The sequence below is a fragment of the Pseudomonas sp. B14(2017) genome (assembly GCF_002113255.1).
Taxonomy (GTDB): Bacteria; Pseudomonadota; Gammaproteobacteria; order Pseudomonadales; family Pseudomonadaceae; genus Aquipseudomonas; species Aquipseudomonas putida_Z.
In genome coordinates this window covers 95,289-114,953 of record NZ_NEJY01000019.1, presented here as the reverse complement: position 1 = coordinate 114,953, position 19,665 = coordinate 95,289, and the positions used below count along the sequence as shown (strand labels likewise).

Below are 19,665 nucleotides of genomic sequence, written 5' to 3'. Positions count from 1 at the left end.
ATGTGCAGTAACTGTGGGAGCGGGTTTACCCGCGAATCAGGCAACACAGCGCCCTCAGCTGACCCATGTCATCGCACCTTCTCGATTCTTGGCTAGTCTTAACTGCTGGCGGCCATCAATTGGCCGCCACCGTGACTACCAAGAGGCGCCGGCCATGTTCCGTGCGTCCACCACCTGATCAGGAGTGCACGATGGACCTGAACCGTCGGCAGTTCTTCAAGGTCGCCGCCGTCGGCCTTGGAGGCTCGAGCCTTGCGGCGTTGGGCATGGCCCCGACACCAGCATTCGCCGAGCAGGTGCGTCACTTCAAGCTGGCGCATACCAAAGAAACCCGTAACACATGCCCCTACTGCTCGGTCGGCTGCGGCCTGATCATGTACAGCCAGGGCGATGCGGGCAAGAACGTCAAACAGAACATCATCCATATCGAAGGTGACGCCGACCACCCGGTCAACCGCGGCACCCTCTGCCCGAAAGGCGCTGGCCTGCTGGACTTCATCCACAGCCCGAGCCGCCTGCAGTACCCCGAGGTACGCAAGCCGGGCAGCAAGGAGTGGGTGCGGGTCAGCTGGGACGAGGCGCTCGATCGCGTCGCCGACCTTATGAAGCAGGACCGCGACGCCAACTTCATCGAAAAGAACGCCCAGGGGCAAACGGTCAACCGCTGGCTCACCACCGGTTTTCTCGCTGCTTCCGCCGCCTCCAGCGAGGCTGGCTACCTGACCCACAAGGTCGTCCGCGCAACAGGCATGCTGGGGTTCGATAACCAGGCTCGTGTCTGACATGGCCCGACGGTGGCAAGTCTTGCCCCGACGTACGGCCGTGGCGCCATGACCAACCACTGGTCCGATATCGCCAACGCGAATCTGGTCCTGGTGATGGGTGGCAACGCAGCAGAAGCGCATCCGTGCGGCTTCAAGTGGGTGACCGAGGCCAAGGCGCACAACAAGGCGCGGCTGATCGTGGTCGACCCGCGGTTTACCCGTACCGCTTCGGTGGCGGATTACTACGCACCGATCCGTACCGGTACCGACATCGCCTTCATGGGCGGGCTGATCAATTACCTGCTGAGCAACGACAAGATCCAGCACGAGTACGTGCGCAACTACACCGACGTGTCGTTCATCGTCAAAGAGAACTATGGCTTCGAGGATGGCCTGTTCAGCGGCTACGACGAGGCCAAGCGCGTGTATGCCGACAAGTCCGGCTGGGGTTACGAGCTGGGTGAGGACGGTTTTGCCAAGGTCGACCCGACCCTGCAGCACCCGCGCTGCGTGTTCCAGCTGATGAAGCAGCACTACAGCCGCTATACCCCGGAACTGGCGAGCATGACCTGTGGCATGCCGCAGGACGCCATGTTGAAGATCTGGGAAGAGATCGCTACCTGCTCGGTACCGGGCAAGACCATGACGATCCTCTATGCGCTTGGCTGGACGCAGCACTCGATCGGCGCACAGATCATCCGCAGTGCGGCCATGGTGCAGTTGCTGCTGGGTAACGTCGGCATGCCGGGTGGCGGGGTCAACGCCTTGCGCGGGCACTCCAACATCCAGGGCCTGACCGACCTCGGCCTGCTGTCCAACTCGTTGCCGGGTTACCTGACCCTGGCCGGCGATGCCGAGCAGGACTATGCCGCCTATATCGACAAGCGCGCCTCCAAGCCACTGCGCCCTGGCCAACTGTCGTACTGGCAGAACTACGGCAAGTTCCATGTCAGCCTGATGAAGGCCTGGTACGGCGCCAATGCCACGGCGGAGAACAACTGGGGCTACGACTGGCTGCCCAAGCTCGACGTGCCGGCCTACGACGTGCTGCGCATGTTCGAGATGATGGGCCAGGGCAAGGTCAACGGCTATATGTGCCAGGGCTTCAACCCGATTGCCGCGCTGCCGGACAAGAACCGCGTCACCGCGGCCCTGGGCAAGCTCAAGTGGCTAGTGATCATGGACCCGCTGGCCACCGAGACCTCGGAGTTCTGGCGCAACGCCGGGCCGTTCAATGATGTAGACACGGCCAACATCCAGACCGAAGTGATCCGCCTGCCCACCACCTGCTTCGCCGAGGAAGACGGCTCGCTGGTCAACAGCAGCCGCTGGCTGCAGTGGCACTGGAAGGGCGCCGACGGCCCGGGCGAGACCCGCACCGACGTTCACATCATGAGCGAGCTGTTCCTGCGCCTGCGCCAACGCTACCAGGCCGAGGGCGGCGCCTACCCTGATGCGCTGATGAACATCAACTGGCCATACAAGGTCCCTGAAGAGCCATCCCCGGAGGAACTGGCCAAGGAAATGAACGGCTGGGCGGTGGCCGACGTCACCGACCCGACTGGCGCAGTGCTCAAGGCCGGCCAGCAACTGGCGGGCTTTGGCCAGCTCAAGGACGACGGCAGCACCGCGTCCGGCTGCTGGATCTTCGCCGGCAGCTGGACCGAGCAGGGTAACCAGATGGCTCGCCGTGACAACAGCGACCCGTACGGCATGCACCAGGTGCAGAACTGGGCCTGGGCCTGGCCGGCCAACCGCCGCATCCTCTACAACCGTGCCTCCAGCGACCCGCAAGGCAAGCCGTGGGACCCGGAGAAGAAGCGCCTGGTGTGGTGGAACGGCAAGGCCTGGACCGGCACCGACGTGCCCGACTTCAAGGTCGACTCGCCGCCCGAGGCGGGGATGAACCCGTTCATCATGAACCCCGAAGGCGTGGCGCGGTTCTTCGCCATCGACAAGATGGCCGAAGGCCCGTTCCCCGAGCACTACGAGCCGTTCGAGACGCCGATTGGCATCAACCCGCTGCACCCGCAGAACAAGAAGGCCACCAGCAACCCGGCCGGGCGGGTCTTCGACTCGGTGTGGGACAGCCTCGGCAAGCACGACGAGTTCCCGTACGCGGCGACCACGTACCGGCTGACCGAGCACTTCCACTTCTGGAGCAAGCATTGCCGGCTCAACGCCATTGCCCAGCCCGAGCAGTTCGTCGAAATCGGCGAGGTGCTGGCCAACGAGAAAGGTATCAAGGCCGGTGACCGGGTGCGGGTGTCGAGCAAGCGCGGGCACATCGAGGCGGTGGCAGTGGTGACCAAGCGGATTCGCCCGCTCAAGGTCAACAACCAGACCGTGCACCAGATCGGCATCCCGCTGCACTGGGGCTTCACCGGGGCTACGCGGCATGGCTACCTGACCAACACCCTGGTGCCTTTCCTGGGTGACGGCAATACCCAGACGCCAGAGTCCAAGTCGTTCCTCGTCAAAGTGGAGAAACTCTGATGGCCAGCCAAGACATCATCGCCCGCTCGGCCACCACCACCGTACCGCCTTCGGTACGCCAGCAGCAGGAAGTCGCCAAGCTGATCGACACCACCAAGTGCATCGGCTGCAAGGCCTGCCAGGTGGCGTGTTCGGAGTGGAACGAACTGCGTGACGAGGTCGGCCACAACCACGGCACCTACGACAACCCCCAGGACCTCACCGCCGAGACCTGGACCCTGATGCGCTTCACCGAGCACGAGCGCGACGACGGCAACCTGGAGTGGTTGATTCGCAAGGACGGCTGCATGCACTGCGCCGAGCCAGGTTGCCTGAAGGCCTGCCCGAGCCCGGGGGCGATCATCAAGCACGCCAACGGCATCGTTGACTTCAACCAGGACCACTGCATCGGTTGCGGCTACTGCATCACCGGTTGCCCGTTCAACATCCCGCGCATCTCGCAGAAGGACCACAAGGCGTACAAGTGCACCCTGTGTTCCGACCGCGTGACCGTGGGCCTGGAGCCGGCCTGCGTGAAAACCTGCCCGACCGGGGCCATCGTGTTCGGCACCAAGGACGAGATGAAGGTGCATGCCGCCGAGCGCATCGTCGACCTCCAGTCGCGGGGTTACGACAAGGCCGGGCTGTACGACCCGGACGGCGTCGGCGGCACTCACGTGATGTATGTGCTGCACCATGCCGACACGCCGAAGCTGTACGCCGGCCTGCCGGACCAGCCGGTGATCAGCCCGCTGGTGGGGTTGTGGAAGGGCTTCACCAAGCCGCTGGCGCTGCTGGCCATGGGCGCGGCGGTGCTGGCCGGGTTCTTCCACTATGTGCGGGTCGGGCCACAGCGGGTGGAGGAGGACGAACACCCGGCACCTGCGGATGAAAGCGTGCACCAGGTGGACCCGTCGGTCCATGTCTATGATCCGACCAAGCCCGGCGGGCAAGGGGAGCAGCGACCATGAACGACAACAAACCCATCCTGCGCTACAACGCCAACGAGCGCAGCAACCACTGGGTCGTCGCGATCCTGTTCGTCCTGGCTGGCCTGTCGGGGCTGGCGCTGTTCCATCCGGCGCTGTTCTGGCTCAGCAACCTGTTCGGCGGTGGGCCGTGGACACGCATCCTGCACCCCTTCATCGGGGTGGCGATGTTCGTGTTCTTCCTCGGCCTGGTGCTGCGTTTCTGGCGGGCCAACTTCATCACTGCCAACGACCGCCTGTGGCTGCGCCGCGTGGACCGGGTGATGCTCAACAAGGAGGAGGGTGTGCCACCGATCGGCAAGTACAACGCCGGGCAGAAGCTGTTGTTCTGGACCCTGCTGGTGTGCATGCTGGTTCTGCTGGTCAGCGGCGTGGTGATCTGGCGCGCATACTTCAGCCATTTGTTCGGCATCGAGGTCATTCGCCTGTCCGCTCTGCTCCACGCCCTGGCGGCGTTCGTGCTGATCCTCAGCATCATCGTGCACATCTACGCCGGCATCTGGATCAAGGGCTCGATCGGCGCCATGCTGCATGGCTGGGTCAGCCGCGCCTGGGCGCGCAAGCACCATGAGTTGTGGTACCGCGAAGTGACCGGTGACAAGACGCCGGGCAATCACGGACGAAAAGAAGGATGAGCGCTTGAGCACGATACTCGAACCCGGGCAGATCGAAGCGTCGGCAGTGATGCCGCCGTTTCTGCACCTGCCCCCTGCCAACCTGTTCGAACTGCGCGCCGCGCGCCTGGAGCAACTGGCCGAGGGCAATGCCCTTGGCGAATACCTGAAGCTGGTGGCTCGTTTGTGCCGTATCCAGCAGCAGCTTGTGGATAACCCGCCCGCTGGCATGCCGGTGGCCGAGGAGCGTCAGCGCCTGTGCATAAGTCATGGTTTGCCGCCATTGGCGGCGGACAGCCTGGTGCGTGAGGGGCCGTGGCTGGTCTGGTTGCAGGCCTTGCTTGAGCACCTCGACGCGGACACCAGCGGTCCGTTGGGGGAGGCGCTGCAAGCCCTGCGCAGCAGTGACGACCATCAACGCAAGGGTTGGGGCATCGCCTTGCTCGCCGGCCAGTACGATGCCGTGCCTGCGGCACTGGTGCCGTTCATTGGGGCGGCCTTGCAGGCGGCCTGGTCCAGCTGGTTGCTGGCGCTGCCCGCGCCAGAGCTCAAGCCCGCCGGCAGCCTGGCCCAGTGCCCGGCCTGCGGTTCGCCGGCGATGGCTGGGGTGGTGCGCAACCGCGGCAAGCACAATGGCCTGCGCTACCTGGCTTGTTCGCTGTGTGCCTGCGAATGGCATGTGGTGCGGGTCAAATGCGTGTACTGCGAGTCGAGCAAGGACCTGCGCTATACCAGCCTTGACGATGACCGCCATGCGCCGGGCAAGGCGCCGCTACGGGCAGAGTGCTGCCCGGAGTGCGAGAGCTACCTGAAGCAGAACTACCTGGAAAACGATGCGGCGGCCGAGCCGCTGGCCGATGACCTGGCCAGCCTGGCACTGGACATTCGCCTGGACGAGGAGGGCTTCCATCGGTTGGCACCGAACCTGATGCTCGCACCGGGTAGTGGGTGAGGGTCTACACTGCAGTACCGAGTCGCCCTTTTCGCGGGCACGCCCGCTCCCACAAGGACCTGTGCAGGCCTCGAGACCTGTGGAGAACCCTGTGGGAGTGGGCAGGTCGAACCGCCGCGAAGAGGCCAGTACAGACAACGGATCAGTCCAAGGTAGTACCGCATGTCCTCCAGCCTAGCCAGCGACACCCCACGCCTTCCCTCCATCGACACCCTTTTGCGCCACTTGGCCTGCCTCCCGCTGATCGACCGCCACGGTCGCGACGCGGTCCTCACCACCCTGCGGCAACTGCTCGACGACCTGCGCGACCCCGCCCGCACCGGCCAGCTCAGCGCTGCCGAACTGGCCGCTGAAGTCCTGCTGGGCCGCACTGGCGAACGTTTGGCCACCCAGCAACGCAGCCAGGTCCGCCGTGTGTTCAACCTCACCGGCACCGTGTTGCACACCAACCTCGGCCGCGCCTTGTTGCCAGAGGAGGCCATCGAGGCCATGCAGACCGCCGCCCGCTACCCGCTCAACCTGGAATTCGACCTGGCCACCGGCAAGCGCGGCGACCGTGACGACCTGATCGAAGGCCTGATCCGCGAGCTGACCGGCGCCGAAGCCGTCACCGTGGTCAACAACAACGCCGCCGCCGTGCTGCTGGCGCTCAACAGCCTGGGCGCGCGCAAGGAGGGGATCATCTCCCGCGGTGAACTGATCGAGATCGGCGGTGCCTTCCGCATCCCCGACATCATGGCTCGCGCCGGCGTGAAGCTGCACGAAGTCGGCACCACCAACCGCACCCACGCCCGTGACTACGAGGCCGCCATCAGCCCACGTACCGGCCTGCTGATGCGGGTGCATTGCAGCAACTACAGCATCCAGGGCTTCACTACCCAGGTGCCCACCGGCGAGCTGGCGCGCATCGCCCACCAACATGACCTGCCGCTGCTTGAAGACCTTGGCAGCGGCAGCCTGCTTGACCTTACCCGCTGGGGCCTGCCCGCCGAGCCGACCGTGCGCCAGGCCCTGGCTGACGGTGCCGATATCGTCACCTTCAGCGGCGACAAACTGCTGGGCGGGCCGCAAGCCGGAATCATCGTCGGGCGCAAGGAGCTGATCGCCAGGATCAAGAAGAACCCGCTCAAGCGCGCGCTGCGGGTCGACAAGATCACCCTGGCCGCACTCGAAGCGGTGCTGGCGCTGTACCGCAACCCCGACCGCCTGGCCGAGCGCCTGCCCAGTCTGCGCCTGCTGACCCGCAGCCAGGTAGAAATCCAGTTCCAGGCCGAGCGCCTGGCGCCAGAGCTCAAGGCCCGCCTCGGCGAACAATGGACGGTCAGCGTGGAACCGGCGTTGGGCATGATTGGCAGTGGCAGCCAACCGGTGGCCCGCCTGCCAAGCGCGGCATTGTGCCTGCGCCCGCAGGTGTCGAAGAAGCTGCGCGGGCGCAGCCTGCATGTGCTGGAGCGCGCCTTGCGCGGTCTGCCCGTGCCAGTGCTCGGCCGAATCGACGATGACGCCCTGTGGCTGGACCTGCGGCAACTGGATGACGAGGCCCAGTGGCTGGCGCAGTTGCCCGCCCTGCAATTGGGGCCGGTACAGTGATCGTTGGTACCGCCGGCCACATCGACCATGGCAAGACCGCACTGCTCCAGGCCCTGACCGGCCAGGCCGGTGACCATCGCCAGGAGGAGCGCACCCGTGGCATGACCATCGACCTTGGCTACCGCTATGCGGCGTTGACCGAGGGGGCAGCGCTGACCGGCTTCATCGATGTACCGGGCCATGAGCGCTTTATTCACAACATGCTGGCCGGCGCCCACGGCATCGACCTGGTGCTGTTGGTGGTGGCGGCCGACGACGGGGTGATGCCACAAACCCGAGAGCACCTGGCGATCATCGAGCTGCTGGGCATCCCTCAGGCCCTGGTGGCGATCAGCAAATGTGACCGGGTAGAGCCGGCCCGCCTGGTCGAAGTGCAGGCACAGGTCAGCGAGCTTCTGGCGCCGGGCCCATATGCTGGTGCACGGCAGTTTCCGTTGTCGAGTGTGACCGGCGAAGGTATCGATGCCCTGCGCCAGGCCGTGCTGGCCGCGCAACAGCGCGTGCGCCAGCGCAGCGTGCGTGGTGGTTTCCGTCTGGCCGTCGACCGCGCCTTCGCCGTTACCGGTGCGGGTGTGGTGGTCACGGGCACGGCGCTGGCTGGGCGGGTCAGTGCCGGCGACACCTTGTTGCTGGGCAAGGCCGGCAAACCGGTGCGGGTGCGTGGCCTGCATGCGCAGAACCAGGCCGCGCTGGTGGCCGAGGCGGGCCAGCGGGTGGCACTGAACATCGCTGCCGAACGGCTGGCGGTGGAGCAGGTGCGCCGAGGTGACTGGCTGGTGCCAGAGTGGCTGCACGCCCCCAGCGTGCGGGTGGATATCGAGCTGAACCTGTTGCCGGGCGAGACCCGTACCTTCGAACATTTCAGCGCTGTGCACGTGCACCTCGGCACCCAGGACGTAACCGCCCGGGTGGCCTTGCTCGAAGGTGAAACCCTGGCGGCGGGCCAGCGCATGTTCGCCCAGTTGCTGCTCAACGCGCCGCTGCAGGCGGTACACGGCGACCGTCTGGTACTGCGCGACCAGCGTGCCCAGCGCACCCTGGGGGGCGGCAAGGTGCTCGACCCGTTCGCGCCAAGCCGTCAGCGTCGCAGCGATGAGCGCCTGCGCCAATTGCAGGTGCTGCGTGATGCCGAGGACCTGGAGCAGGCCTTGCCGGCACTGCTTGCCAGCGCACCAGGGGGTATCGACCCACAGCGTCTGGAGCGGCAGTTCAATCGCCTGCGCGAAACCTGGCAGTTGCCGGAAGACGTGCTGGTGGTGGCCACGCGGCAGGGCCAACTGCTGTTTGCCAGTGCCCGGTGGCAGGCGCTCAAGCGGCAGGTGCTGGAGCAGCTGGCGCGGTTCCATGAACAGGAGCCCGACCAGCTCGGCCCGGACCGCGACCGCCTGCGCCGCTTTGCTGCCTTGCCGCTGGAGCGGCCCGTTTTTGTCAGCCTGCTGGATGAGTTGCTCGAGGACGGCGCCATTGCCAGCAGCGGGCCTTGGCTGCACCTGCCCGATCACAAGGTGCAGCTGAGCGAAGCCGACAGTGCGTTATGGGCAAATCTGCAACCGAAGTTGCTGGCGGGGCAATACGATCCGCCCTGGGTCAGGACGCTGGCGAGCGAGGAAAATTGTGCCGAAGCCGATGTGCGCCTGTTGCTGCGCAAGCTGGCCCGGTTGGGCATGGTGCACCAGGTGGTGCGCGACCTGTTCTACCCCGAGGCGACGCTACAGCGCATGGCAGAGCTGCTGCTGGGGCAGGCCAGTGAAACGCCGATAGTGCAGGTTGCCGCGTTTCGCGATATGTTGGGCATCGGTCGCAAGCGCAGTGTGCAGATTCTGGAGTACTTCGACCGCATCGGCCTGACCCGGAGGGTGGCCGATCAGCGTCACATTCGCGCCGACAGCGCCCTGGCCCAGCAGCAGGCCAGGCACTGAGTTCAAGGAAGGCAATCGCGCCCGGTGGCGCGGCCGGGCTTCAAACCCGGTTGGGGACGGCAGCCGTTCCCGGGCAGGTTCGACTCCCGCTGCCTTCCGCCATTTTCTTTTGCCTGTCAGGGCCCTATCGCCGGCAAGCCAGCTCCCACAGGTACTCCACAGGCCTCAGGCCTTGTGTTATCCCTGTGGGAGCTGGCTTGCCGGCGATAGGGCCAGACCAGGCAACACTCAGGCCCGTTCCCCACACAGATCCAGGGCAAACCACCGCTCCGCCGTGTCGACATCCAGCCCGGCCCCCAGCAACGCAACCATCTTGGCCAGCGCCGCCTCCCGGGTCATGCCACCGCCACTGACCAGCCCGGCCCCGCGCAAGCGGTTACCCGCCGCATAGGTGTCGAACACCACCGACCCCTCTGGGCACTGGCTGATAGCCGCCAGCATCACGCCCCGCTGGCGTGCCGCGCTCAGCACATCCAGCAACGCCTGGTCATCCGACGGCCCGGTACCGCTGCCGTAGCACTCCAGCAGCAACCCCTGCACGCCGCTGCCCAGCAGTGCCTGCAAGTGCCCGGCCTGCAGGCCCGGGAACACCGGCACTACCGCCAGGTTGACCGGCTGGCGCGGGTGCTTGTAGCCAAGTTCGGCTGGGATCGCCGTGGCGCGCTCACTGTCACGATGACGCGGCAGCGCGGCAAAGGCATCGAACGCCTCGCTGCGCAGCTTCGACGCCCGGCAGCCATGCAGCAGCTGCCCATGGAAGTACAGCTGCACGCCATCTTCCAGCCCCTGTTCGAACTGGCGCAGTGCGCCGCACAGGTTGTCCCAGGCGTCGCTGTCCGCGCTACCCGCCGGCAGCATCGAGCCGGTCAGCAGCACCGGCACCGGCAGGCCCAGCAGCAGGAACGACAATGCCGCGGCGCTGTAGGCCAGGCTGTCGGTGCCATGCAGCACCAACACGCCATCATGGCCAGCCACCTCTACCGCTGCGACGATGGCATCGCGCATCGCCAGCCAGTTGTGCTGTTGCATGTTGGCGCTGTCGAGCAGCGGGTTCAGTTCCTGCAGGGTCCATTGCACCTGGGGCGCATCGGCCAACTGGGCGAAGTGTTCACGCATCCGCGCTTCGAAACCACCGGCCGGCGCCAGGCCTTCCGGTGTTTCGAGCATGCCGATGGTGCCACCGGTATAGAGAACGAGAAGATTCTTTACTGCACGCATGGAAAGCATCCGTAGCGATGAGCGGAGAAAGAAAAGCCGCCCGCGGACGGGGCGGCTGGGCAGGAGAGGATATCAGCGCTGCGTCTGAGCTTGGCCGACTGCTTTGTCAGTGGCTGTTTCCGCCTGCGGATTGGCAGGCCAGGCATTGCGGTCCAGGTCCAGGTCGGTGAACTTGGCCGAGTCGAACACTGGCTGGTCGACGCCCGCCTTGCGCTGGTCGTCGTAGTCGCGCATCACCCGCAGGCCGACCTTGAACAGCAGGGCCAGGGCCACCAGGTTGACGAAGGCCAGGCAGGTCATGGTGATGTCGGCGAAGGCGAACACGGTCGACAGGTCCTGCATCGAACCCCATACCACCAGCGCCAGCACCAGACCACGGAACACCATCAGTACCACGCGGTTGCGGCTGAGGAACTGCAGGCTGTTCTCGCCCAGGTAGTAGTTGTAGAGGATGCAGGTGAAGACGAACAGCGACAGCGCCACGCTGACGAACACGCGGCCCCAGTCACCGACCACGGCGGCCAGCGAGTTCTGGGTCAGGACGATGCCGTCACCTTCGAAGCCCGGGGTGTAGAAGCCCGACAACAGGATCAGCAACGCGGTGCAGGTGCAGATCACGAAGGTGTCGAGGAACACGCTGAATGCCTGGACAACGCCCTGCGCACCCGGGTGTTTCACGGCGGCCACGGCGGCGACGTTCGGCGCACTGCCCAGGCCCGCTTCGTTGGCGAACACACCACGCTTCACGCCCATGACGATGGCGCTGCCGAGCAGGCCGCCGAATGCCGGGTCGAGGCCGAAGGCGCTCTTGAAGATGGTTTCCAGCATGGCTGGCACGTGCTCGATCTGGGTACCGATCACGTACAGGGTCACGCCGATGTAGGCCAGGGTCTTGACCGGTACCAGCAGGTCGGACACCGCAGCGATGCGCTTGATGCCGCCAATGAAGGTGATGGCCAGCAGCACGGCGAGGACGATGCCGGTGTGCTTGGGGTCGAAGGCAAAGGCGTTCTGCAGCGAGTGGGTCACGGTGTACGACTGCAGGCCGATGAAGGCGAAGCCGTAGGTGACCAGCAGCAGGATCGAGAACACGATGGCCATGCTTTTCAGCTTGAGACCGTGCTGGATGTAGTAGGCCGGGCCACCACGGTACAGGCCGTCGCCATCGGCGCGCTTGTAGACCTGGGCCAGGGTGCATTCGAAGAAGCTGCTGGACATGCCCACCAGTGCGGTGACCCACATCCAGAACACCGCGCCTGGGCCGCCCAGGGTCACGGCGATACCGACACCGGCGATGTTACCGGCGCCCACGCGGCCGGCCAGGCTCAGCATCAGGGCCTGGAACGAGCTCAGCTGGCCTGCCTGGCCACGCAGCGATTCTTTGAACACACCGAACATGTGGCCAAAATGGCGGAACTGGACGAACCGGGAACGGATGGTGAAGTAGCTACCCAGCCCTACGATCAGCACAATGAGAAGTTTCCCCGAGAGGAAATCGTTGAGTACTTCGAGCATTGGAAAATGACCTCGATTCTTATTGTTCGTGTGGAAAGATCAGCGGACGGCAGGCGCACCGCTTCGTGGGGCGCATGGTTGGCTATGACAAGAGCGGTTACAATTTCGCGGGTTGCTCTGATTTGGTGCAACTTGATGCTACAATTGCGCCATTCGCGTCACCTGAGTCCCGAGTCATGAGCGATCATTTCGCTACCAACCTCAAACTGGCCTGCAGCCACTACCGCTCTATCTCCGAAGTTTGCCGCCAGCTGTCGATCAACCGCGCGCAGTTCAACAAGTACCTGAGCGGGCAGAGCCGCCCGACGGCCTACAACCTCAAGCGCATCGGCGATTTCTTCGGAGTCGAAGATTACGAATTGCATTTGCCACCCGAGCAGTTCAGCCGCCTGATCGGTGCTCGCGTGTCGACCCCGGCCGAGCAGCCTGGCGACCCGATCAGTGATCTGTTCCGTCCGTTGCACGCCCATGCGGGGAACCTGTCGCGCTATTGCGGTTATTACCTGGAATATTCCAACTGCATGTCGGTTCCGGGCACGGTCCTGGTGTCATTGGTTCACCTGTGGGAGGAGCGCGGGCAGTTCCTTTTCGAACGCCAGGAACGCCAGGAGCGTTCCAGCGCCACCAACCCCCATGCCGAGGTGCGTTGTCGCTATCTGGGAGCGGCGTTCCAGTTGCAGGACCGGATGTTCCTGGTCGATTACGAGTCGCTGACGTTCAACGAGATGAGCCAGACTATCCTCATCCCCAGTTTCAAAAGCCGCATTACCCGCCTCAACGGCCTGAAGGCCGGCGTATCCAGCGGAGACCGGCGCAACCCGGCCTGCACTCGGGTTGTGTGGGACTACCTGGGAGAGGAGATCAATCGCATCAATGTCTACCGGCAGGTAAAACTGTACCAGCCGGATGATCCCCGCATAGATGACGATGTGCGTGAGCGCCTCAGCGTGGGGCCGCTGCGTAACAGTCTGTTCGAAATCGAGTGATGCTTTTTTCAGAGAACAAGTTGATGTAACCACTCGCCAACAGGGTTGCCTGGGTCGAGCAGCAACTTGATTGCCATGATGCAGCAAACACAGACCAGCAATGGCTTGATCAGCCGTGGGCCAAAGTGCACTGCGCAGCGTGCGCCCAATTGAGCCCCCACAAAAGCCGCGAACGCCATTGCCAGCGCCAGTGGCCAGATGATCGCCCCGCTGAGTGAAAAGACTGACAATGCGCCCAGGTTACAGGCTGCGTTCAAAAGCTTGCTGGTGCACACGGCTTGTATCAAGTGCTGGCCCAGGAGGATCACGCAGGCCAGCATGAAAAACGAGCCGACACCAGGGCCGAAGATACCGTCATAAAAGCCAATGATCGGTGCAACCGTCAGGCAGAACAGGCTGGTCGATACCTTTGCCTTGCGCGCTTGTTCATTCGGCTTTGGGCTGAAGGCAAAGTAAGCGGCTATCAGAATCAGCAGTGGTGGGACGCACGCCTGCAGAACGCTTTTGGGCACGTAAGTTATCGACAAGGCACCCAACGCCCCTCCGATAAAAGACATGACAGCCATTGGACTGCCTCGTCTCCAGTCGATCATGCCTTTGCGGGCGAAGGCGCATGTAGCCGAAACCGTAGCCGAAGCCGCCTGGAACTTGTTGGTGGCAATTGCCGCCAAGGGTTCGATACCGGCAATGAACAACACCGGGAGCGTGATCAGGCCGCCACCACCGGCGATGGCATCGAAAAAGCCGGCCATCAGTGCCACCAGTGCGAGTGTCAGAACAAGCGTTACGTCGAATTCGATCATGGGGTGTTTTCCTGTGATCAGCCACGCACGAGCAGTGGGTCTTCAGCGAGCACCAACGGTACTGCGAAGGGGGAGTATCCGAATTGACGGATGAGCAGCCGCCGGTTGTCCTGGACCATGTCGCGGCCGTGCAAGGCTCGGCTGTTGTTGATCAACAGTGCGCTGTCAGGCTGCAGGACAAACGCCAGTGGTCGTGCGTTATCCAGTGCTTTCTGAAAGGCGTCGAAAGCGCGCGCCGCTGCGCTGCAGGCGCGTTCATTCAGGCTGAAGCGATAGCTGTTGTAACGAACAGAGAAACCACCATTGGGCTCGAATTGCAGCATTGAAACTGCTTTGCCTGCATTGCCTTGTCCGTGAGCGAAGCAGTCACTGCGGGTGAAGTCGAAGGACGTTGAAGTCAGCGCAAGTGTGTCCAGGCTACCCAGGCGTTCGATGATTTCCCGGAGCGGGAAGACATTCGTAGGTTCATTGGCGGGGTTCCAGCGCGCAGTCAGAATCAGTGCAGAGGGGGCAGGGGAGTTGGCATTGGTGGAAATTGTCGAGCAGTTGTAGGGCGCTTCAGTGTGCGGCCCCAAGCGCAAGCCCGCATGGGAGCTGGTTTCAACTTCCAGGCAGGGATTTTCGTCGAGCCGCGGGATGCGGCCACCGCCCTTGAAGTTGCCGACCAGGCGAACCTGTTTACCATCGTTGTCTATATCGAAGGCGAAACTGCGGTAGCGCACGAGCTCCAGCAGCAGTTGATTGCGGGAGGCAAGGTATTGGCAGCGAGGGTTTTGCGCCAGGGCGGAAATGTCGGGCAGGTACTCTGGTATTGGCTCGTTGGCACAAGGCATCTGCCTGTACATCAAGGCAGATAGCTGGCCTTCACTGAAGCGTTGTAACAGTGCACGCTGTTCCTCACTCAAGGCTTGCTCGAGTTGATCGGCGAATATACGAGCCTGAAGTGCTACTCCTTTGGTCTCCGGGCCACCCAAGTCAGCAATGGTCTGGCTTGCAAAGGTTATGGCCTTGCTTTGCTCCGGGCTGAAATCCAGGTATGCAACTTCCGAACGAGGCATTGAACGTTCCCTGTACTTGTTTTTGTGAAGCTCCCCGGTTGGCAAGTGGGGGAGTCAACTATTCAATGCGGTTGTGCTGCGGCATGGAAGTCAGCTCGTTCCTGGTATGTCGTAGGAGAATTCTGCCTATGGTGGTATTGAACTGTGGAACTTTGGAATCAATACCGCCTGTGGCATCGAACGGGTCCGGTGTTGGACTTCCCGGGCAGGAAACCGCAAAATGACCCCTTTCCTTCAATCAACCTCTCCGGATCTGCTGACTCTATGCGTATGCGCCTAATGCTGTTGGGTGGTGGCAATGCCCTCGGGCAAGCGCTGATTCGTCTTGGGGCCGAGGAGGACATCGCATTCCTGGCGCCGCGCCCGCCCGAGAACGGCTGGACGCCGGCCAGCCTCACCCAGCTGCTCGACGATCATCGTCCCGATGCCCTGGTCAACCTGGCCTATTACTTCGACTGGTTCCAGGCCGAGTCGGTCAGTGAACAGCGCCTGGCCCAGCAGGAGCGAGCTGTGGAGCGGTTGGCGGAACTGTGCCAGCACCACCAGATCACCCTGGTGCAGCCTTCCAGCTACCGCGTGTTCGATGGTTCGCGGGCCACGGCCTATAGCGAAAAGGACGAGCCGGTACCGCTGGGCCTGCGTGGTCAGGCCCTGTGGCGCATCGAGCAGAGCGTGCGCGCGGCTTGCCCGCAGCACGTGCTGTTGCGCTTTGGTTGGCTGCTCGACGAAAGCATCGACGGGGCGCTGGGCCGTTTCCTGACCCGCGCCGAGCTACCACAGGAACTGCTGCTGGCCGATGACCGGCGTGGCAACCCGACGCCGGTCGACGACGCCGCCCGGGTGATCCTGTCGGTGCTCAAGCAACTCGATTGCAGTGCGCCGCTGTGGGGCACCTACCATTACGCCGGCAACGAGGCGACCACGCCGCTGGCGCTTGGCCAGGCGATCCTTACCGAAGCAGGCCAGTACCGCCAGCTGGCCGTGCAGGCGCCGACGCCGCAGGCCCATGCCGCACGGCCGGATGCCAGCGAAGAGCCGCAGCACGCGGTACTGGCCTGCAAGAAAATCCTTCATACCTTCGGCATCAAGCCGCGCGCCTGGCGCGCCGGCCTGCCGCCTCTACTGGACCGGTTCTACCGCCATGGCTGACGCCCCCATCCTGATCACCGGCGGTGCCGGCTTCATTGGCTCCCACCTGTGCGATGCGTTGTTGGACAAAGGCTACGCCGTACGCATTCTCGACGACTTTTCCACAGGCCAGCGGGGCAACCTGCAGGTCGGCCACCCACGGCTGGAACTGATTGAAGGCGATGTCGCCGATGCCGAGCTGGTCACGCAGGTTGCGGCTGGCTGCAGTGCCGTGGTGCACCTGGCAGCGGTGGCCTCGGTGCAGGCCTCGGTCGAGGACCCGGTGCGGACCCACCAGAGCAATTTCATCGGCACCCTCAACGTGTGCGAAGCCATGCGCGTGCATGGGCTGCGCCGGGTGCTGTTCGCCTCCAGTGCGGCGGTGTATGGCAACAATGGTGAAGGTGAGTCGATTGCCGAAGACACCCCCAAGGCGCCGCTGACCCCGTATGCCGTGGACAAGCTGGCCAGTGAGCAGTACCTGGACTTCTACCGTCGCCAGCATGGCCTGGAGCCGGTGGTGTTCCGCTTCTTCAATATCTTCGGGCCGCGCCAGGACCCGTCCTCGCCGTATTCCGGGGTGATCAGCATTTTCTCCGAGCGCGCTGTGAAGGGTTTGCCGATTACGGTGTTCGGTGATGGCGAGCAGACCCGGGACTTCCTCTACGTGGGCGACCTGGTGCAGGTGATGGTGCAGGCGCTGGAGCAGCCGCAGGTCGAGGAGGGGGCGGTGAATATCGGCCTCAACCAGGCCACATCGCTCAACCAGTTGCTGGCAGCGCTTGAGAAGGTGGTGGGTAGCTTGCCGGCGGTCAGCTATGTGGCGGCACGTTCGGGTGACATTCGCCATTCGCGGGCGGATAACCAGCGCTTGTTGGCGCGGTTCGAGTTTCCGCAGGCGACGCCGATGGTCGAGGGCTTGTCGCGGCTTCTGGGCAAGGGCTGAAATGCTTGGGGGCGCTTTGCGCCCCTATCGCCGGCAAGCCAGCTCCCACAAGAGCGAGTACGCGGTCCCTGTGGGAGCAACTGTCTTGTGCTGCCTGTACTGGCCCTATCGCTGGCAAGGCAGCTCCCCAAGTGATAGCCCATGGCTTGAGGTCAATGCGGTCGAGGTGGGAGCTGGCTTGCCGGCGATGGGCTGCGCAGCAGCCCCAGAATCACTCATGCCGCACCACTTTTCGCAGGCAATCCCCTGCCGCCAGCACCCGCCCATCCCGGGCTCGCACCTGCAATGTTTCCAGTGCCTGCCCCGTATCACCATCCACCAACTCCGAACGCACCTCACCCGCCTCGAACAGAAACCGCTCCCCCCACTGCCTCAAGCCAACCACCACCGGGAACACCGATCGCCCTTTCTCGGTCAGCACATACTCCTTGTAGGCACTGCCATCCGACGCCGGCTGCAGCGTCAGCAGCCCGCTTTCCACCAGCCACTTCAGCCGTGAGGCGAGGATGTTCTTCGCCAGCCCCAGGTTCTTCTGGAATTCACTGAAGCGCCGCAGGCCATCGAAGGCGTCGCGCAGGATCATCAGCGCCCAACGGTCTCCCAGCACCTCCAGGGCCCGGGCGACGGGGCATTGCGCATTGTTTTCATCGAGCATGGACAGGGCCTTTCGTGATCATCTGGTTGCAGATTAAAACCACATTTGCTAAATAGCCAGCATGTGGTTTCAATTCGAAACCAGATTGACGAGGCCAGCCCGATGAACCCTGCACTGACACGCTGGATAACCCTGCTGCTGGCCATCACCAGCGCCATGGCCGTGGCGACTGTGTATTTCGCCCAGCCTTTGCTCGAGTCGATGGCCGCTGACCTGGGCGTGGCGCAGCAGCAGATCGGTTGGGTAGTAGGCGCGACCCAGGCGGGCTATGCCCTGGGGTTGTTGCTGATCGTGCCGCTGGGTGACCTGATCGACCGCAAGCGCCTGTTGCTCGGGCAGTTGCTGTTCTCGGCCCTGGCGCTGGTTGGGGTAGGCATGGCGCCCAACTGGGCGCTATTGCTGCTGGCCCTGGCCATCACCGGGCTGATGGCGGTCATGGTGCAGGTGATGGTGGCGCATGCAGCGAGCCTTGCCGCCCCCGGCCAGCAAGGGCAGGCCGTGGGCACCGTCACCAGCGGCGTAGTGCTGGGCATTCTGCTGGCGCGGCTGGTCTCGGGCGGGCTTGCCGACCTGGCTGGCTGGCGCAGCGTGTACCTGATTGCCGCAGGGCTGCTGATGCTGCTGGCCCTGGTGCTGTGGCGCAGCCTGCCCGCGGGGCAACCGGTGTCGCTGCGGTCTGGCTATCGGGCGCTGATCGTTGCCCAGTTCAGGCTGTACCGGCACGACCGGCTGCTGCGTCAGCGCGGGCTGTTCGGCGTGTTGATCTTCGCTGCGTTCAGCGTGCTCTGGAGTGCCATGGTCATGCCCCTGAGTGCCGAGCCACTGGCGCTGAGCCATACCGCGATCGGTCTGTTCGGCCTGGCGGGTGTTGCTGGCACATTGGCGGCAGCGCGCGCCGGTCGCCTGGCCGACCAGGGGCTGGGGGAGCGCACCACCGGAGTAGCGCTGGTTTTGCTGGTGCTGTCATGGCTGCCCACGGCCTTCGTCGGGCATTCACTGATGGCCTTCGGGTTGGGTGTGCTGATGCTGGACTTTGCCGTGCAGGCGGTGCATGTCACCAACCAGAGCCTGCTGCTGGCCGGGCGTGGCGCAATGGCCAGCCGGTTGATCGGTGCCTACATGTGCTGCTATTCGCTTGGCAGTGGAGTGGGGGCAGTGCTGGCGAGCTGGGTGTATGCCCATTGGGGGTGGGCAGCGGTGTGTGGGCTTGGGATGGGCATCAGCGCGGTGGCGCTGGGGTACTGGCTATGGCTGCAACGCGCGAGGGCGGCCGAAGCCGCCCTGCAGTGTTCAGGTCAGAACTTGTAGCCAAGGCCGACCATGTACACCCACGGGTCGACATCGACGTCGACCTTGGTCTTGCTGTAGCCCAGTGCGGACGGGCCATCGACGCTGGCCTTGGTGTCGATGTCGACGTACCAGACCGATGCGTTGACCAGCAAGTTGTCGGTGATCATGTAGTCCATGCCCAGCTGGCCGGCGATGCCGACCGAGTCTTGCAGCTTCAGGTTGCTGAAGCCCTGCTGCTTGCGTGCGCTACTGAGGTCTTCGTCGAAGAACAGGGTGTAGTTGATGCCGACGCCGGCATACGGCTGGAACTTGGAAGTCGGTTCCATCGGGTAGTACTGCAACGACAGGGTCGGTGGCAGCTGCTTGATGTCGGCGAGCTTGCCGTCCAGGCCGCCGCCCAGGCCTTTGACGCCGACGGTGTGCTTGAACGGGGTGGCAGCCAGCAGCTCGAGGCCGATATGGTCGGTGAGCATATAGGCGAAGGTCAGGCCCAGTTGGGTGTCGCTGTCCAGAGTCGCCTTGGTGCCCGAGACTTTGTTGCCGTCGAATTTCAGGTCGCCGCTGCTTTCGTTGGGAGCTGTGGTAATGGCACCTGCGCGGACGATGATATCGCCTGCCTGGTGGGCGTGGGCGACAGGGGCAGCGAGCGCCAGGGCCGCGAGGGCGGCGCTGAGCAAGGACTTGTTCATGGAAGCTCCCAGAGGACGTGAGTAATCGAGTAGTCCAATGGTACGGATGCCGTTAAACAGAAAGTTTGACCCAG

The 19,665-nt window shown here is 63.9% G+C and carries 16 protein-coding genes and 1 tRNA gene; 11 read left to right on the top strand and 6 right to left on the bottom strand.

Annotation, left to right across the window (positions count from 1 at the left end; all coding sequences use genetic code 11):
- Window positions 1–191 precede the first annotated feature (191 nt).
- The 7 genes from fdnG to CAG34_RS20070 all read left to right on the top strand — a co-directional run bounded on the left by fdnG (window position 192) and on the right by CAG34_RS20070 (window position 9,405).
- Complete coding sequence (gene fdnG / locus CAG34_RS20100; RefSeq protein WP_143516518.1) at window positions 192–3,260, top strand: formate dehydrogenase-N subunit alpha; 3,069 nt, start codon at window positions 192–194, stop codon at window positions 3,258–3,260.
- Window positions 3,260–4,210, top strand: a complete 951-nt coding sequence (gene fdxH, locus CAG34_RS20095) for a formate dehydrogenase subunit beta (RefSeq protein WP_085592035.1) — start codon at window positions 3,260–3,262, stop codon at window positions 4,208–4,210. Before fdnG ends, fdxH begins: the two co-directional genes overlap by 1 nt.
- Window positions 4,207–4,863 carry a formate dehydrogenase subunit gamma gene (locus CAG34_RS20090; protein WP_075044437.1) on the top strand — a complete coding sequence of 219 codons (657 nt, stop codon included), beginning with the start codon at window positions 4,207–4,209 and terminating at the stop codon, window positions 4,861–4,863. The genes fdxH and CAG34_RS20090 overlap by 4 nt, the downstream gene beginning before the upstream one ends.
- A gap of 4 nt (window positions 4,864–4,867) precedes the next feature.
- Complete coding sequence (gene fdhE / locus CAG34_RS20085; protein ID WP_085592033.1) at window positions 4,868–5,794, top strand: formate dehydrogenase accessory protein FdhE; 927 nt, start codon at window positions 4,868–4,870, stop codon at window positions 5,792–5,794.
- A gap of 162 nt (window positions 5,795–5,956) precedes the next feature.
- On the top strand, window positions 5,957–7,384 hold the full coding sequence (gene selA, locus CAG34_RS20080) for an L-seryl-tRNA(Sec) selenium transferase (protein ID WP_085592031.1): 1,428 nt from the start codon (window positions 5,957–5,959) through the stop codon (window positions 7,382–7,384).
- Window positions 7,381–9,303: a selenocysteine-specific translation elongation factor gene (gene selB / locus CAG34_RS20075; protein ID WP_085592028.1), complete on the top strand. Its 1,923-nt coding sequence runs from the start codon at window positions 7,381–7,383 to the stop codon at window positions 9,301–9,303. Before selA ends, selB begins: the two co-directional genes overlap by 4 nt.
- A gap of 6 nt (window positions 9,304–9,309) precedes the next feature.
- Window positions 9,310–9,405 (top strand) — tRNA-Sec (locus CAG34_RS20070).
- A 126-nt stretch (window positions 9,406–9,531) separates the two neighbouring features.
- On the opposite strand, the gene CAG34_RS20065 is transcribed toward CAG34_RS20070, so the two are convergent.
- Together CAG34_RS20065 and CAG34_RS20060 are read right to left on the bottom strand one after the other, a co-directional pair.
- Entirely contained in the window at window positions 9,532–10,521 is a 990-nt protein-coding gene (locus tag CAG34_RS20065; RefSeq protein ID WP_085592026.1) for an asparaginase, read from the bottom strand.
- Window positions 10,522–10,593: 72 nt separating this feature from the next.
- Window positions 10,594–12,036, bottom strand: a complete 1,443-nt coding sequence (locus CAG34_RS20060; protein WP_025337506.1) for a sodium:alanine symporter family protein — start codon at window positions 12,034–12,036, stop codon at window positions 10,594–10,596.
- 176 nt (window positions 12,037–12,212) lie between these two features.
- Here CAG34_RS20060 and CAG34_RS20055 point away from each other — a divergent pair, with 176 nt between their 5' ends.
- Complete coding sequence (locus CAG34_RS20055) at window positions 12,213–13,022, top strand: helix-turn-helix transcriptional regulator (protein WP_025337507.1); 810 nt, start codon at window positions 12,213–12,215, stop codon at window positions 13,020–13,022.
- Between the two features lie 8 nt (window positions 13,023–13,030).
- On the opposite strand, the gene CAG34_RS20050 is transcribed toward CAG34_RS20055, so the two are convergent.
- Together CAG34_RS20050 and CAG34_RS20045 are read right to left on the bottom strand one after the other, a co-directional pair.
- A complete protein-coding gene (locus CAG34_RS20050; protein WP_085592024.1) occupies window positions 13,031–13,825 on the bottom strand; it encodes a TSUP family transporter in 795 nt (264 codons plus the stop codon).
- A 17-nt stretch (window positions 13,826–13,842) separates the two neighbouring features.
- Entirely contained in the window at window positions 13,843–14,883 is a 1,041-nt protein-coding gene (locus CAG34_RS20045; protein WP_085592022.1) for a TauD/TfdA family dioxygenase, read from the bottom strand.
- 264 nt (window positions 14,884–15,147) lie between these two features.
- Between CAG34_RS20045 and CAG34_RS20040 the strand changes: the two genes are divergently transcribed.
- On the top strand, window positions 15,148–16,032 hold the full coding sequence (locus tag CAG34_RS20040) for a sugar nucleotide-binding protein (protein ID WP_085592019.1): 885 nt from the start codon (window positions 15,148–15,150) through the stop codon (window positions 16,030–16,032).
- Window positions 16,025–16,957, top strand: a complete 933-nt coding sequence (locus CAG34_RS20035) for an NAD-dependent epimerase/dehydratase family protein (RefSeq protein ID WP_085592017.1) — start codon at window positions 16,025–16,027, stop codon at window positions 16,955–16,957. Before CAG34_RS20040 ends, CAG34_RS20035 begins: the two co-directional genes overlap by 8 nt.
- Before the next feature lie 211 nt (window positions 16,958–17,168).
- Here the strand turns inward: CAG34_RS20035 and CAG34_RS20030 are convergent, their stop codons facing one another.
- Entirely contained in the window at window positions 17,169–17,612 is a 444-nt protein-coding gene (locus CAG34_RS20030; RefSeq protein ID WP_085592015.1) for a helix-turn-helix domain-containing protein, read from the bottom strand.
- 102 nt (window positions 17,613–17,714) lie between these two features.
- On the opposite strand from CAG34_RS20030, the gene CAG34_RS20025 reads away from it, so the two are divergent.
- Entirely contained in the window at window positions 17,715–18,920 is a 1,206-nt protein-coding gene (locus CAG34_RS20025) for an MFS transporter (protein ID WP_085592013.1), read from the top strand.
- Here the strand turns inward: CAG34_RS20025 and CAG34_RS20020 are convergent.
- Window positions 18,908–19,591 (bottom strand): OmpW family protein, encoded by a 684-nt coding sequence (locus CAG34_RS20020; RefSeq protein ID WP_085592011.1) that lies wholly within the window; start codon window positions 19,589–19,591, stop codon window positions 18,908–18,910. The genes CAG34_RS20025 and CAG34_RS20020 overlap by 13 nt on opposite strands.
- Between the last annotated feature and the right edge of the window lie 74 nt (window positions 19,592–19,665).